Source organism: Microbispora sp. H11081 (assembly GCF_012999535.1).
Lineage (GTDB): Bacteria > Actinomycetota > Actinomycetes > Streptosporangiales > Streptosporangiaceae > Microbispora.
In genome coordinates this window covers 598,058-612,522 of the sequence record NZ_JABBWV010000001.1, presented here as the reverse complement: position 1 = coordinate 612,522, position 14,465 = coordinate 598,058, and the positions used below count along the sequence as shown (strand labels likewise).

The window sequence follows — 14,465 nt, the reverse complement described above, 5'->3', positions numbered from 1 at the left end:
ACGCGGTCCCGGCACGGCGTTCCGGAGACCGCGCGGCCGTGCGCGAAGGAGTGGCCCGTGCGCGAGTTCAGCGTTCCCGTGCTGGTGGACGTGCCCGCATCCGCGAACTGCACCGACGTGGTGTTCCAGCGAGGCGTGGACGAACCCGACACCGTCGTCATCAGCCGCAAGGAGGGCGCGGATCCGGACGCTCCGTGGACGCCGGTCACCGCCGGGCAGTTCAGGGACCAGGTGGCGGCGGTCGCCAAGGGACTGATCGCCGCCGGGGTCGAGCCCGGCGACCGGGTCGGGCTCATGTCCCGCACCCGGTACGAGTGGACGGTCGCCGACTACGCCATCTGGGCGGCGGGCGCGGTCGGGGTGCCGGTCTACGAGACGTCCTCCGCGGACCAGGTGAAGTGGATCCTGACCGACAGCGGCGCCAAGGCCGTCATCGTGGAGACGGCCGCGCACGCCGAGACCGTAAGCGAGGCCGTGCCCGGCCTGTCGCTGCTGTGGCGGATCGACGAGGGCGGCTTCGCCGAGCTGGAACGGCTCGGCGCCGAGGTGGGCAACGACACGCTCGCCGAGCGCAGGGCGAGCCGCGGCGGCCCCGACCTCGCCACCATCGTCTACACCTCCGGCACGACGGGCATGCCGAAGGGCTGCCGCCTCACCCACGACAACCTGCTGTTCACCGCCCGCAACGTCTCCAGGGGGCCGCTGGAGTCGCTGTTCGACATGGACGGCAGGGCCGCGCTCCTCTTCCTCCCGCTCGCGCACAGCTTCGCCCGGATCATCCAGGTCGTCCTGGTCGAGACGAAGACGGTGCTCGCGCACAGCCCGAACATGAAGAACGTGGCGCCCGACCTGCGGGATTTCAAGCCCACCTTCCTGCTGGGCGTGCCCCGCGTGTTCGAGAAGGTCTACAACGCCGCGGAGCAGAAGGCCGGCGCCGAGGGCAAGGGCAAGATCTTCCACACCGCCGCCAGGACCGCGATCGAGTGGAGCAAGGCCGAGAGCTCCGGTGGGGCCGGTCTCGGCCTGCGTCTCAAGCACGCGGCCTTCGACAAGCTCGTGTACGGCAAGCTGCGGGCGGCCACCGGCGGCTCGCTGACGGCCGCGGTCTCCGGCGGCTCCGCCCTCGGGGAGCGGCTCGGCCACTTCTTCCGTGGCGTGGGCATCGAGGTGTTCGAGGGCTGGGGGCTGACCGAGACCAGCGCGCCCTCGACCGTGAACATCCCCGGCGCCAACAAGATCGGCACGGTCGGCAAGCCGTTCCCCGGCGTGACCATCCGCATCGCCGACGACGGCGAGATCCTGGTGAAGGGCCGGCACGTCTTCGGCGGCTACTGGAACAACGAGCGCGCGACGAAGGAGGTCGTCGACCCCGAGGGCTGGTTCCACACCGGGGACGTCGGCAGCCTCGACGACGACGGCTACCTGCGCATCACCGGGCGCAAGAAGGAGATCCTCGTCACCGCCGGCGGCAAGAACGTGGCGCCCGCGCCGCTCGAGGACGCCATCCGCGCGCACCGCCTGGTCAGCCAGGTGATGGTGGTCGGCGACGACAAGCCCTTCATCGGCGCGCTGGTGACGCTCGACCCCGAGGCCATGGACCAGTGGATGCGCGACAACGGCAAGACCGCGTACTCGCCGTCCGACCCCGAGGTCGTGGCCGAGGTGCAGCAGGCCGTGGACGCCGCCAACCGCATGGTCTCCAAGGCCGAGCAGATCAAGAAGTTCACGATTCTCGACGGCGACCTCACCGAGGACAGCGGGCACCTCACCCCGTCGCTGAAGGTCAAGCGCAACCTCGTCATGCGCGACTTCGCCAAGCAGATCGACGAACTGTACGGCGGCTGACCCCGCCGCCCGCCCGGTCGCCGCGTCACAGCAGCGCGGCGTCACAGCAGCGCGGCGTCACAGCAGCGCGGCGTCACAGCAGCGCGGCGTCACAGCAGCGCGGCGTCACAGCAGCGCGGCGAACCGGGCCGCGACCAGGTCCCAGCGCCACTCCTCCTCGATCCAGGCCCGGCCCCGCTCGCCCATCGCGCGGGCCCGGGCCGGGTCGGTCAGCAGGTCGCACAGCGCGCGGGCGACCGCCGTGTGCGACGTGCCGTCGACCACCAGGCCCGTCTCGCCCTGCCGTACGGCGTCGGGGGCGCCGCCCGAGCACCCGGCGACCACCGGCAGCCCGGTGGCCGACGCCTCCAGGTAGACGATGCCGAGGCCCTCGACGTCCAGGCCCCCGAACCTGCTCCGGCAGGGCATGGCGAACACGTCGCCCGCGTCGTAGTAGGCCGGGAGGCCCGCCCAGGGGACGGACCCGGTGACGACCACCGAGCCGCGCAGCCCCTCCCGCGCCGCCGCACGCTCCAGCGACCGCCGTGCGGGGCCGCCGCCGACCAGCAGCAGGACCGCGCCGGGAACGCGCCGCAGGACGAGCGGCCAGGCCCGCACCAGCACGTCCTGGCCCTTGCGCGGCACCAGCCGCGAGACGCATACGACCACCGGCCGGTCGCCGAGGCCGAGGGATGCCCTGACCCGGTCGCCGCCCGCCCCAGGGCGGAAGACCGCGGTGTCCACGCCCGGCGCGAGCCGTACGAGCCGGGAGGCGGGGACGGCCCGCGCGATCCGGCGGCGGGTGTACTCGCCGAGGTAGGTCACCACGTCGGCCCCCGCGCCGATGCGGCCCAGCAGGGCGCGCGCGCCGGGCAGGCTGGCCCAGGACGCCTCGTGCCCGTGGGTGAGCATGAGGACGCGGCCCGCGCCGGCGGCGCGCAGGGCGGGGGCGAGCAGCCCCAGCGGCGCCGCCGCGCCGAACACCACGGTGGCGCCGTCCTCGACCAGCGCCGCCGCCCGCCTCGCCACCGAGCGCGTCGGCAGCATCAGCGAGGAGGCGTGCCGGACCACCTCGTACGGCTGGCGGGCGTCGAAGTCCTCACACCCCTTCCAGCGCGGGGCGTACACGACCACGGAGCCGGGCGGCCTGCGGGAGGCGAGGCCGTGCACGAACGCCTGGATGCCACCCGGTCTGGGCGGGAAGTCGTTCGTGACGATCAGCGTCCGCTTGGTCATCCTCACCCCCGGAATGTGCCGCGCGGTCCGTCCGTGCGCCGCCCGAGAGGGCATTGTCTCAGCAGCCGCCGCACGCCGATCAGGGCCGGGCGAGCCGCTCCCGCGCGTACGCCCGCCAGCCGCGGGTCAGGTCGGCGGTGGTCAGCCCGAGCACCCTCCGCAGGGCGTCGCCGAACTCCTCGCCCCGCGCGGCGCGATAGAGGGCGACCAGCTTCCGCTCGCCGAACCGCGCCGCGATGTAGCGGCAGGCCAGCCAAGCCTCCTCGTACGCCTGGGCGGGCCTGGCGGCGAAGTCGGCGGGCCCCGGCAGGTCGCGCAGCGCCGGCCTGCCCGCGGCCACGTCGGCCGCCAGTTCTGCGGCCACCGTGCGGACCGGCAGCCCGCTGTCCAGATAGCCGGCGTAGTCGGCGAAGCCCTCCATGAGCCACATCGGGACGTCCCGGGGGCCGGCGGTCGCGACGTGCGTCAGCTCGTGGGTGACGACGATCAGGCGGCCGGTCGCGGACAGGCGGGCGAACGCGGCCGGCCGCACGATGACCCGGCCGCCGATGGCGACGGCCGCCAGGCCGTCCACCTCCGCGGGCGCGCCCAGCGCGGCGGCCTGCTCCTCGTCACGCGGCACGAGGACCACCGCGCCGCCGTACCCGCCCCAGAGCCCGCGCACCGTGCGGTCCGCGCGGTCGGCCAGTTCGGCGATGTCGGCGACCAGCGTCCGCGGCGAGCCGACGACGACGGCGCGCCCGCCGCGGGCGACGGACGCGCCGGTCCACATCCCCGGATGCTCACGCACGGCGGCGCGGGCGTCGAGCCGCGCGGCGAGCAGCGGATCGGGCGGAGCCGCGGCCCCGGGCCCGGCCAGCAGCGCGGCCAGCGCGACGGCCACGGCCGCCGTCCGCCGGCGGGAGCCCGCGCGCGGCGGCGTAGCGGAGCGGGGCGGGGCCTGCGCGCCGCGCCCGTCCGCCTCGGCCCGCGTGCCCGGCGCACCCGCCGGCGCGCCGTTCGTGGCACCCACGCCGTGCATGCTAATGGGCCAGACGCCACGGCCCCGCCCACCTCGCTACGAGGTGGGCGGGGCCGTGTCCCTGGTGGGGCAGTGTCCGGGCCGCGCCGGTCGGGGGGTGCCGGTCGGGGGGTGCCGGTCGGGGGGTGCCGGTGACCGGCGCCCTCAGGCGCCGGGACGGACGGCGCCGACGAAACTGCTCCTCCGGTAGGCGTCCAGCTTGTCGATCCGCACGCGGGTGCCGGTGCGCGGAGCGTGGACCATCTTGCCGTCGCCGACGTACATGCCGACGTGGCCGCCGCCGCTCGTGAAGATCAGGTCACCGGGCTTGAAACTCCCCCAGGACACCTTCTTCCTGACCGCGCTCTTGATGGACCACGTCGTACGCGGCAGCCGTACGCCCGCCTTGCGCCAGGCGTACTGGACCAGGCCCGAGCAGTCGAACGCGCCCGGTCCCGTGGCCCCGTAGCGGTAGGGGTCGCCGATCTGCTGCCTGGCGATCCGCACCGCGCGCAGGGCCTTGGCCCGCTGGAGCGCGGCCCTGCTGACCTTCCGCACTGCTGCCTTCTTCAGTGCGGCCTTCTTCTGCGCTGCCTTCTTCTTCGCCGCGGCCTCGCGCGCGGCGGCGCTCGCACCGGTCTTCGCGGCCGTCGTTCCGGCCGTCTTGGTCGCTGTCTTCGTCTCGGGGGCCGTCTTGACGATCTCGACCGTCACCGGGTCCGCCGCCGCCGGCTGCGCACCGGCGACCCCTACTGATGCCGTCAGAGCGGCACCTCCCAGGGCAATTCGGGCAAGACGGGACAGACTAGCGGGGGTGGTAGACAGGATCTCTCCTCGGATCTTCCGCTCACGCCTACCGGGTTAGCTGACGGGTTCGGGCGGGGAAGTCGCCCTACGGCGCGCACTGCGCCGATTCACCCCGGACCTTCGCGTGAAGGTCGTTGGTTCCCCGGCTCCGTGCCTCCTGACTGCACGGACTCGGCACGCCACCGGCGCCGGGGATTCCCACGGGGGGAGGGTGATGGGGGCGCCGATGACAGTGGATGGTTCGCTACCGGCACTCCTGGCCGGTTGGCCGCGGCGGGGTGTGCCCGCCGCGGCCCAGAAGCTACCGAGGACCCGGCGCGTTCGGCAAAGCGCTCCCCGCCGGATAAAGATCAGATAACGAAGGGCGCAGAGGAGAAGGCGCAGCTTACCCAACGCAGAGATCGGCTAAATGTGACTCTGCTCACATTGCCGCCACAGGCCCCGAAAAACGCCACAGCAGACACATCGATCATGGACGCCCGACGGGCGTCACGGACGGACGGCGCCGATCGCGCGGTACTCCGAGAGTGTGACAATCTTCACAACATCCCCGGTCTGGGGAGCGTGCACGACCTTGCCGTCACCGGCGTAGATGCCGACGTGGCCGTACCCGGCGTGCCAGAGCAGATCGCCCGCCTGGAGCTCGTCCAGGGAGACCCTGCGGCTCGCCCCCCAGGCCCACTGCTCGTAGCTCGTCCTGGGCAGGGACACCCCCGCCGCCGACCAGGCGGCCTGCACGAGCCCTGAGCAGTCCCAGGCGTCCGGTCCCGTGCCTCCGTAGCGGTACGGCTTGCCGACCTGCTTGTAGGCGAACTGGAGGGCCGCCAGCGCATTGCCCGACGCCGGTCCCGTGTAGGCGACGCCGGCGCTGTTGGGGTTGCCAGGGTTGTACGTCCCGAGCGAGCGCAGCAGCTTCATCTGCTCCCTGACGAGCTTGTCGACCTTCTCCTTCTCGCCGGCGAGCTCGCTCCTGACGTCGGCCGCCTCCTTGTAGAGGTCCTTGCTCTGGTCACGGCGGTCCTTGAGGCCCTGGATGGCGCTCTCGTACTCCCGCAACCGCCCGGCGCGCTCGGCCGAGATGTGGTTGAGCGTGGCCAGGCCGCTCAGCATGGACTCGGGGTTCGAGCTGTAGAAGACGCCGCCCCACGACCCCATGTCGCCGACCTGGTAGCTGTTGACGGCCATCGTGACCAGCCCGGAGCGTAGCTCCTCCACGCGGACGCTCTGCTTCTTGTAGTCCTCGCTGATGGCGAGGTACTTCTTTCTCGCCTTCTTCCACTTCTCGTTGGCCGCGTTGTAGCGGTCCACGAGCTTGTCGGCCTGCTCGTTGAGCTTGTTCAGCTTCGCCTTGGCCTGAGCGACTGTGGGCTTCGGATCCGCCTGCGCGCCCGCCATCGGCGTCAGCAGGACCACGGCGGCCAGAACGGCGGCCACCGGCACACGCCCTCGCACTGAGGCCCCCTTTAGATCTACGAAACCTGCGGCGCGACTCTATCTAGGCGATCTTGTAGCTTCAACCTATTCGCAGGTATTCGCGCTGGTCGTCACCCAGGGCGACGACGCGGGTCCCGAGCGTGCGTACGCGGGCTCAGCCGCGGCCGAGCCGGCGCAGCAACAGGAGCGAGGGCACCGGGCGGGCGCCCATGCGGCGCACCGACTCGGCCACCTCACGGTCGGAGGAGACGACCGCGATCTGCCGCCCGGGCGGCTCCGCCCGCACGAGCGTGCGGATGAGGTCGTCGGCGATCTCCCCGGGCGCGCTGAACATCACCCGGACCCCGCGCGGCGCGGACACCGGGACGGGCCCGTTCAGCTCCGCGCCGTCGAAGACGCACGTCACCTCCGCCCGCGTCTGGACGGCGAGCCCGCCGAGCCCGGTGAGCAGCCTGGCCCGCTGGTCGGCGAGGGTCAGCGAGGGATAGCCGGTCTTGGTCACGTTGTAGCCGTCGACGATCAGGTGCAGGTGGGGGATGGCCAGGAGCTGGTCGAGCAACTGCGGGTCGTCGTTGGCCAGCGCCCGCGCGGGCACGGCCGTCACGCCCGGCTCGCCCGGCACGACGGCGGTCACGTAGTCGGCGGGCCTGCTGATCGTCGTGGGCAGGCCGAGCTCCTTGCGCAGCCCTCCGGCGGCGTCCTGCAGCGCGTCCAGCAGCACCCGCACCCGGGTGTCCTCGATGCTGCGGCCCTCACGGATGGCCCTGCGGCTGGCCTCCAGCTGGCGCTCGGCGTCCGCCAGGCGCTCCTTGAGCCGGCGTAGCTCGGTCTCCGCTGCGCCGTTGGCGCTCGCCGCCCTGACTCTCGCCTCGGCCGTCTCGGCCTCCAGCTCGTCCGCCCTGGCCTCCGCGGCCCTGACCCGCTCCCGGGCGTCGTGCAGCTTGCGCCGCAGGTCGGAGTTCTCCGCGCGGGCCGCCTTGAGCTGCTCGCGCACCCGGTCGATCTCCTCCTTGGCGGCGGCCCGCTGCGCGGCGAGCTGCTCGCGCAGCCGCGTCTCCGCCTGTTCGCGCTGGCTGCCCGCCGCGGCGGCCTGCTCCAGATCGGCCCGCGCCTGCTCGACCAGGTCCGGCCAGCCGGGCGGACGGGTCAGGTAGGCCGCCGCCGCGACCAGCACCGGCTCCGCCGCGGGGGGCACCGTGCCCTCGGCCAGGCTCGTCACCAGCTCGGGCCAGGCCGCCTCCAGGGTCTCGGCCACCCGCTCGCGGAACTCCTTGTCGTTCTCCAGCTGGGCCGCGATCGGCGCGCTGCCCAGGCGGGCGCGCTTGCGCGGGTCGAACCTGGCGATGTTGCGCAACGGCGGCGGCACCGCGGCGGCGGGCATCGAGCCCAGCACCTGCGCCGCGACCTCCACCACGTGTAAGCGAACCTGCTCGGGCAACGGACGAGACAGGCCTTCTCCGGCTGAACTCATCTCGTCGCTCCTCGGCCGTGTCCTACAAAGCTTCTGCCCACCGCGGTCGCCGGCGGCGCCTCGCGGCGCTGTCGCCCCCGAGTGCGAGAACGTCCCCTCCGCCCGCCGCCCGCGAGACGCGCGGCACCCCCACGGGCGGCCCTCGCACGGCAAGATCTGCGAGACACTCCCTTGTTCTTGTCCCTTACAAGGGTACGACCGTCGCACCGTGTCCATGCCGCGTTCATGATCTGTGACCGGCCGCCCCCGGCCCGGCGCGGCGACGCGGGCGGCACGGGCGGGAGAGCGCGGCGCGGGACGGCCGGCCGCCCGGCCTGAGTCCGTACGCTGTGCGGGTGTTCACCCCCGCATACCCGATCACGACCTCCCGGTTGGTTCTGCGCCCCTTCACCGAGGCCGACCTCGACGACCTGTACGCCTTCCACTCCCTGCCGGAGGTGACCAGGTACCTGTACTGGGACGCCCGTACGCGGGAGGAGACGAAGGCCGCGCTCGACCGGAAGATCGCCTGCTCCTCGCTCGGGGAGGACGGCGACGTGCTCAGCGTGGCCGCCGCCCTGCCGGACGGAGGGCCCGTGATCGGCGATCTCACCCTGTTCCTGCGCAGCAGGGAGCACCGCCAGGGTGAGATCGGCTTCGTCTTCAACCCGGCGTACCAGGGCCGTGGGCTGGCCGCCGAGGCGGCCCGCGAGCTCCTGCGCATCGGGTTCGAGGGTCTCGGGCTGCACCGCGTCCACGGCAACTGCGACGCGCGCAACACCGCCTCCGCCCGCCTGATGGAGCGGCTCGGCATGCGCAAGGAGGCCCACCTGGTGGAGAACGAGTTCTTCGCCGGCGCGTGGAGCGACGAGCTGGTCTACGCGATGCTGGCTCGCGAATGGCACGCGGGCGCGGCCGCCGCGTAAGCCCCTCACCTGGCCGTTCCTTTACCGTCGCTTGGGGCCGGTGCGGTGATTGTCGGTCGGCGTCTCTATGGTCATGGGCGTGGACGCGGTACAGGGCACGCTGGACGAGCTCGGCACTCCCCTGCGGGAGGTGACGTTCGTCGTCTTCGACCTGGAGACCACCGGCGGCTCGTCGGCGGAACACGCCATCACCGAGATCGGCGCCGTGAAGGTCCGGGGCGGCGAGGTGATCGGCGAGTTCGCCACCCTGATCGACCCGGGCGGCCCGATCCCCCCGTTCATCTCCGTGCTGACCGGCATCACCGACGCGATGGTCGTGGCCGCGCCGAAGTTCTCCGAGGTTCTGCCGAGCTTCCTGGAGTTCGTGGCGGGGACGGCGCTGGTGGCGCACAACGCGCCGTTCGACATGTCGTTCCTGAAGGCGGCCTGCCAGGCCAACGGCTACCCGCCGCCGGCCAATCCCGTCGTGGACACGGCCGACCTCGCGCGCCGGGTGCTGACCCGCGACGAGACCCCCAACTGCAAGCTCGCCACGCTCGCCCGGATCTTCCGCAGCTCCACCGAGCCCTGCCACCGGGCGCTGGCCGACGCGAGGGCCACGGTCGACGTGCTGCACGGCCTCATCGGGCGGGTCGGCTCGCTCGGCGTCCACACGCTCGAGGACCTGCGCGGTTTCGTCCGCGCCCCCACCCCCGAGCAGCGGCGCAAGCGCCACCTCGCCGACGGGGTGCCGGGCGCGCCGGGCGTCTACGTCTTCGAGGACGCCCGGGGCGAGGCGCTCTACATCGGGAAGAGCTCCAACCTGCGCAACCGGGTGCGCAGCTACTTCACCGCGAGCGAGACCCGCTCCCGCGTCCGCGAGATGGTCGGCATCGCCGAGCGGGTCAGGACGATCGTCTGCGCCACCGCGCTGGAGGCGGAGATCCGCGAACTGCGGATGATCGGGGCCACCAAGCCCCGCTACAACAGGCGGTCCCGCTTCCCCGAGCGGGCGGTCTGGCTCAAGCTGACCGACGAGGCGTTCCCCCGGCTCAGCGTCGTGCGCGAGGTGAAGGATGACGGCGCGGCCTACCTCGGCCCTTTCGGCAGCAGCCGCACGGCCGACGACGCACGGACCGCCATGCACGAGGCGCTGCCGCTGCGCCAGTGCACAGAACGGCTGTCGGCCCGCGTGCGGCGCCCCGCCTGCACGCTCGCCGAGATCGGCCGCTGCGGCGCGCCCTGCGAGGGCCGTGAGAGCGAGGAGAGCTACGCCCGGCACGTGCACCGCGCCCGGGAGGCCATGGAGCAGGACGCCGAGACCGTCTTCTCGGCCATGGAGGCGCGTATGCGGCGCCTTTCCGCCGAGCAGCGCTACGAGGAGGCGGCCGCCGACCGCGACCGGCTCGCGGCCTACGTCAGGACCGCCGCGCGCATGCAGCGACTGCGCTCGCTGACCGGCATCCCGCAGATGGTCGCGGCCTCCCCCGCCTTCGACGGCGGCTGGGACATCCACGTCATCCGGTACGGCAGGCTCACCGCGGCCGGGGTGATGCCCAGGGGCGCCCACCCCACCCCCTACGTGGACGCGCTGGTCGCCACCGCGGAGACGGTCGCCCCCGGTCCCGGCCCCACGCCGGCCGCGAGCGCCGAGGAGACCGAGTGCGTGCTGCGCTGGCTCGACTCCCCCGGCGTGCGCCTCGTGCAGGTCGACGGCGCCTGGAGCCTTCCCGCGTACGGCGCGGGGCGGCTGGTCGAGCGCATCGAGCGCGCCTACCGCCACCAGCGGAGCGACCGCCGTGAGGGACGGCCGCTGCGGTGACGCTAGTCTCTGGGGCGACAAGCCGAAGCCGGGAACAGCAGGAGAGCCTCCATGGTCACCGCGATCGTCCACATCAAGGCGGATGTCGACCGGATCCCCGAGGTCGCCGAGGCCATCGCCGGGATCGAAGGCGTCAGCGAGGTGTACTCGATCACGGGCGAGTTCGACCTGCTGGCCATGGTCAGGGTCGTCCGGTACGACGAGGTGGCCGAGGTCGTGCCCGGCCGCGTCAACAAGGTGCCCGGCGTGCGTCACACCGAGACGCACATCGCCTTCCGCACCTACTCCCGCCACGACCTGGAGGCGGCCTTCTCCATCGGCCTCGCCGACGCGGACTGATCCGGCCCGCCCCCGGCGGCCCGGCCCCTGCAGCACGGCCCTTGCAGCCCGGTCCCGGCGGCCCGCCCGACCGGGCGCGGCACGGCCGGTCAGGTGGGGCCCGGTCAAGTGGGGCGCAGCAGCCGGACGCGGAGTTCGAACCCGCCGGGAAGCGGGTGCGCGGCGACCGATCCGCCGAACAACGCCGCCCACTCCCAGGTGCTGACGAGCCGGTCGCGGGGCTGTCCGTCGTCGTGGACGGCGACCTCCAGGATGGCGGGCAGCCACCGCAGCGTGACGGTCGCCGTGCGGGCCATGCCGTACCAGAGCGCGTCGCCCAGCGCCTCCTCCACGATGCGGTAGGCCGACAGCTCAAGGGCCGGGCCCCCTCCCCGGACGCCGGCCTCCTTGAGGGAGACCGCTAGACCGCTCGCGCGGAAGTCGTCGAGCAGCCCGGGCAGGTCCCCCAGGCCCGGCTGAGGGCCGCGCCGCTGCCGGTCCGCCCGCAGCAGGCCCATCATCCTGCGCAGGTCGGACAGCACCCGGCGGCCGGACTCCTCGGCCTCGCGGAAGGTCCGCCTGGCGCGTTCCGGGTCCTTGTCCATGATCAGGCGGCCCGCTCCCACGCCCAGCGTCATCACGCTCAGGTCGTGGGCCACCAGGTCGTGCAGTTCCGAGGCGATCCGCAGGCGTTCCCTGGCGAGGTCGTCCTCGCCGTCACCGGCCCGCCCTCGCCGCGCGCCCGTCCCGCCCGCCGAAGGGAACGGCCGACCGCCCCTGCCGCGGTCCGGTCCCCCGGAGACCGCGCCGGGTCCTGAACCGGGTCCTGAGCCGGGTCCTGAGCCGGCGGTGGGTGCGCCGCGGGAACCGGCGGGGAACAGGGCCATCCCGGCGCGGGCGAACGCGGCCCAGCGGCGGACGACGCGGAGGGCGGACAGGCGCATCATGGCCGAAAAGGTACGGCCCGAGCTGAACCCGGCACGTCCCCATCACGGTGGACGCGTGATCCATCCAGGGGTGGAGGCGAAGCCGGTCGTGGGGTTGATCAGGCCGTGCCGCCGTGCGCGCGGCTGATCTCGACCCAGCGCTCCAGGGTCCGCGCCGCCCTGCCCGAGTCGACCGCGTCCGCCGCCCGCGCGTAGGCCGCGCGCAGTTCGCCGACCAGGTCATCGCCGGGGCCGTCGTAGGCGACCAGTCCGGCCGCCGCGTTCAGCAGCACCGCGTCGCGCACCGGCCCCGCCCTGCCGTCCAGCAGGTCGCGGACCGCCGCCGCGTTGAACGCGACGTCGCCGCCGCGCAGGTCGCCCGGCTGGGAGCGGGGGATGCCGAGGTCGGCCGGGTCGAGGGTCGTCTGGGTGGCGGTGCCGTCCCGGACGACGAAGACCGTCGACGGGGCCGCGGTGGACAGTTCGTCCAGGCCGTCGTCGCCGCGGAAGACGAGCGCCGACACGCCGCGCTCGGCGAAGACGCCGGCCATGACCGGCAGCATGCGCGCGTCGAACACGCCGATGGCCTGGGCGGCGGGGCGCGCGGGGTTGGCCAGCGGCCCGACGAAGTTGAACACCGTCGGCACGCCGATCTCCTTGCGCGGCGGGCCGGTGAAGCGCAGCGCGGGGTGGTAGACGGGCGCGAAGCAGAAGGCGATGCCCGCCTCCACCGCGACCCGCGCCGTGGCCTGCGGCGAGAGGTCTAGGGCGACGCCGAGGTGCTCGAGCACGTCGGCCGCGCCGCACAGCGAGGAGGCGGCCCGGTTGCCGTGCTTGACGACCCTGGCACCGGCCGCCGCCGCGACGATCGCCGCCATCGTCGACACGTTGACGGTGTGCGCCCGGTCGCCGCCGGTGCCGACGATGTCGACCACGGGCCCCTCGACCGTGAGGGGGGTGGCGCGCTCGAACATGGTGCGGACGAGGCCCGTCACCTCGGCGACGGTCTCGCCCTTGGCCCGCAGGGCGACGGCGAACGCGGCGATCTGCGCCGGGGTCGCCGCCCCCGACATGATCTCTCCCATTACCCAGGCGGTCTCGTCGGCCGTCAGGTTCTCGCCCGCGAGCAGGGCGTTCAGCGTCGAGGGCCAGGTGGTGCGCGTGTCCATGGTGGGCTCCGCGGGGTTCGGGATCTGCTGCGGTCGGGTCGGCGGGTGGTGCTGGGGGCGAGGACGCTTCCGCGCCCGTTTTGTGATCACGCAGGGAGCAGCGGGCCTGAGCCCGGTGGTCTGGGCCCGGTGGACTGGGCTCGGTGGACTGGGCACGGTGGACCCGACGCGCGCCCGGCGTCCGCCCTGTGACGTGGTCGCCCGCGTCATAGCGCCCTGATGCCCTGATGCCCTGGTGCCCGGTGCCCGGGTGCCCGGTGGCCCTGGCTCACGGTGTCCTTGTGCGGTGCCCTGGTGCGCGGTCCTGGTGGGGGGCGCGCCCGGCGCCGCGGGCCGGGACAGGCACGCGGCCGTCACCGGTGGGACCGGCTCCGGACGCCCCGGCTCAGTGCGCCTGGGTGAGGCTGAGGCGGCGGCGCATCAGGTCGGCCACGGCCTCGGCGAGGACGACCGGGTCGATGGGCTGCGCGACGACGGCGTCGGCGCGGGACCAGTTGGCCAGCCAGCGGTCGTCCCTGCGGGCGATCAGCAGGAGGATCGGCGGGCAGTTGTGCACCTCGTCCTTGGCCTGCCTGCTGACTCCCATGCCGCCCGCCGGCTGCGCCTCGCCGTCGAGGACGGCGACGTCGATGTCGCCGGAGTCGAGATGCCGGATCACGGCCGGCTGGGTCGCACACTCGACGATCTCGACGAGAGGGACGTCCGCCGCGGGGCGCCGCCCGATGGCCAGCCGCACCTTCTCCCGGGTGCCTGCGTCGTCGCTGTAGACGAGAACCCTCATTGCACGCTCACTGTCGAATCGCTGGGTATGGTCATCGTGATGCTACCGGCGCGGTGGCAGGGCTCGCAGCCCCGGGGCGATTGCCATGACATGCCCGTTTCGCGAGCGCGTGTGGACCCTAGCGGGGGGTCGTGGGGCGACCCGACCTGGGGAGCCGCAATAATGCTGGGCGTGGCGACAGCATCCGCAATTACTACGACGACGAGACCGCACGGGTCCAGCCGGCCGAACCTGGTTCAGGTCGGCACCATCGTGTGGTTGTCCTCTGAGCTCATGTTCTTCGCGGCGCTGTTCGCGATGTACTTCACCATCCGGTCGGTCAGCCTCGGACAGGACACGCCCTGGCCCGAGGCGCACCTCGAAGTCCCGTTCGCGACCTTCAACACGACCGTTCTGGTCCTGTCGAGTGTCACGTGCCAGCTGGGCGTGTGGGCGGTTGAACGAGGCGATGTCAAGAAGCTGCGATTCTGGTATGTCGTAAGCTTCCTGATGGGCGCCTTCTTCGTGGGCGGACAGATCTACGAGTACGCCAACCTCGCGCGCGAGGGCCACGTCCTCTCGCACACCCCGTACGACTCGGTGTTCTACCTGACCACGGGCTTCCACGGCTTGCACGTCACGGGTGGTCTGATCGCGTTCCTGTTCATCCTGGGACGCACGTACGCCGCGAAGCGCTTGACGTATGAGCAGCAGACCAGCGCGATCGTCGTGTCCTACTACTGGCACTTCGTCGACGTGGTCTGGATCGGCCTTTTCGCGACCATCTACATCATCAAATGATCGGAACGGGGAT

13 protein-coding genes and 1 riboswitch are annotated in these 14,465 nt (G+C 73.0%); of the genes, 5 read left to right on the top strand and 8 right to left on the bottom strand.

Annotation, left to right across the window (positions count from 1 at the left end; genetic code table 11):
- Positions 1–57 precede the first annotated feature (57 nt).
- Positions 58–1,845, top strand: a complete 1,788-nt coding sequence (locus tag HHX31_RS02690) for a long-chain fatty acid--CoA ligase (protein ID WP_169944646.1) — start codon at positions 58–60, stop codon at positions 1,843–1,845.
- Positions 1,846–1,950: 105 nt separating this feature from the next.
- On the opposite strand, the gene HHX31_RS02685 is transcribed toward HHX31_RS02690, so the two are convergent.
- The 5 genes from HHX31_RS02685 to HHX31_RS02665 form a co-directional block, all read right to left on the bottom strand.
- A complete protein-coding gene (locus HHX31_RS02685) occupies positions 1,951–3,060 on the bottom strand; it encodes a glycosyltransferase family 4 protein (protein WP_169945552.1) in 1,110 nt (369 codons plus the stop codon).
- 79 nt (positions 3,061–3,139) lie between these two features.
- Positions 3,140–4,072 (bottom strand): hypothetical protein, encoded by a 933-nt coding sequence (locus HHX31_RS02680; protein ID WP_169944644.1) that lies wholly within the window; start codon positions 4,070–4,072, stop codon positions 3,140–3,142.
- A gap of 153 nt (positions 4,073–4,225) precedes the next feature.
- Entirely contained in the window at positions 4,226–4,774 is a 549-nt protein-coding gene (locus tag HHX31_RS35495; RefSeq protein ID WP_311931254.1) for a C40 family peptidase, read from the bottom strand.
- Positions 4,775–4,895: 121 nt separating this feature from the next.
- A riboswitch (cyclic di-AMP (ydaO/yuaA leader) is annotated at positions 4,896–5,054 on the bottom strand.
- A 302-nt stretch (positions 5,055–5,356) separates the two neighbouring features.
- Positions 5,357–6,319 (bottom strand): NlpC/P60 family protein, encoded by a 963-nt coding sequence (locus HHX31_RS02670; protein ID WP_311931252.1) that lies wholly within the window; start codon positions 6,317–6,319, stop codon positions 5,357–5,359.
- A gap of 136 nt (positions 6,320–6,455) precedes the next feature.
- Positions 6,456–7,772, bottom strand: coding sequence for an NYN domain-containing protein (locus HHX31_RS02665; protein WP_169944642.1), 1,317 nt, complete (start codon positions 7,770–7,772; stop codon positions 6,456–6,458).
- A gap of 335 nt (positions 7,773–8,107) precedes the next feature.
- On the opposite strand from HHX31_RS02665, the gene HHX31_RS02660 reads away from it, so the two are divergent.
- The 3 genes from HHX31_RS02660 to HHX31_RS02650 all read left to right on the top strand — a co-directional run bounded on the left by HHX31_RS02660 (position 8,108) and on the right by HHX31_RS02650 (position 10,817).
- Positions 8,108–8,677: a GNAT family N-acetyltransferase gene (locus tag HHX31_RS02660; RefSeq protein WP_169944641.1), complete on the top strand. Its 570-nt coding sequence runs from the start codon at positions 8,108–8,110 to the stop codon at positions 8,675–8,677.
- 79 nt (positions 8,678–8,756) lie between these two features.
- Positions 8,757–10,478 carry a DEDD exonuclease domain-containing protein gene (locus HHX31_RS02655; protein WP_311931249.1) on the top strand — a complete coding sequence of 574 codons (1,722 nt, stop codon included), beginning with the start codon at positions 8,757–8,759 and terminating at the stop codon, positions 10,476–10,478.
- Between the two features lie 51 nt (positions 10,479–10,529).
- Entirely contained in the window at positions 10,530–10,817 is a 288-nt protein-coding gene (locus HHX31_RS02650) for an Lrp/AsnC family transcriptional regulator (RefSeq protein ID WP_169944638.1), read from the top strand.
- 104 nt (positions 10,818–10,921) lie between these two features.
- Here HHX31_RS02650 and HHX31_RS02645 read toward each other — a convergent pair whose 3' ends face one another.
- The 3 genes from HHX31_RS02645 to HHX31_RS02635 all read right to left on the bottom strand — a co-directional run bounded on the left by HHX31_RS02645 (position 10,922) and on the right by HHX31_RS02635 (position 13,672).
- Positions 10,922–11,743, bottom strand: coding sequence for a sensor histidine kinase (locus HHX31_RS02645; protein WP_169944636.1), 822 nt, complete (start codon positions 11,741–11,743; stop codon positions 10,922–10,924).
- Positions 11,744–11,841: 98 nt separating this feature from the next.
- Complete coding sequence (gene trpD, locus HHX31_RS02640) at positions 11,842–12,891, bottom strand: anthranilate phosphoribosyltransferase (protein WP_169944633.1); 1,050 nt, start codon at positions 12,889–12,891, stop codon at positions 11,842–11,844.
- 385 nt (positions 12,892–13,276) lie between these two features.
- A complete protein-coding gene (locus HHX31_RS02635) occupies positions 13,277–13,672 on the bottom strand; it encodes a response regulator transcription factor (protein WP_169944632.1) in 396 nt (131 codons plus the stop codon).
- A 162-nt stretch (positions 13,673–13,834) separates the two neighbouring features.
- Between HHX31_RS02635 and HHX31_RS02630 the strand changes: the two genes are divergently transcribed.
- Positions 13,835–14,452, top strand: coding sequence for a heme-copper oxidase subunit III (locus HHX31_RS02630; protein ID WP_169944630.1), 618 nt, complete (start codon positions 13,835–13,837; stop codon positions 14,450–14,452).
- Positions 14,453–14,465: the final 13 nt, after the last annotated feature.

Coding starts and splice junctions, on each gene's coding strand:
- HHX31_RS02685 (WP_169945552.1), bottom strand. CDS start 3,060: ATGACCAAGCGGACGCTGATCGTCACGAACGACTTCCCGCCCAGACCG.
- HHX31_RS02665 (WP_169944642.1), bottom strand. CDS start 7,772: ATGAGTTCAGCCGGAGAAGGCCTGTCTCGTCCGTTGCCCGAGCAGGTT.
- HHX31_RS02650 (WP_169944638.1), top strand. CDS start 10,530: ATGGTCACCGCGATCGTCCACATCAAGGCGGATGTCGACCGGATCCCC.
- HHX31_RS02645 (WP_169944636.1), bottom strand. CDS start 11,743: ATGATGCGCCTGTCCGCCCTCCGCGTCGTCCGCCGCTGGGCCGCGTTC.
- trpD (WP_169944633.1), bottom strand. CDS start 12,891: ATGGACACGCGCACCACCTGGCCCTCGACGCTGAACGCCCTGCTCGCG.
- HHX31_RS02635 (WP_169944632.1), bottom strand. CDS start 13,672: ATGAGGGTTCTCGTCTACAGCGACGACGCAGGCACCCGGGAGAAGGTG.
- HHX31_RS02630 (WP_169944630.1), top strand. CDS start 13,835: ATGCTGGGCGTGGCGACAGCATCCGCAATTACTACGACGACGAGACCG.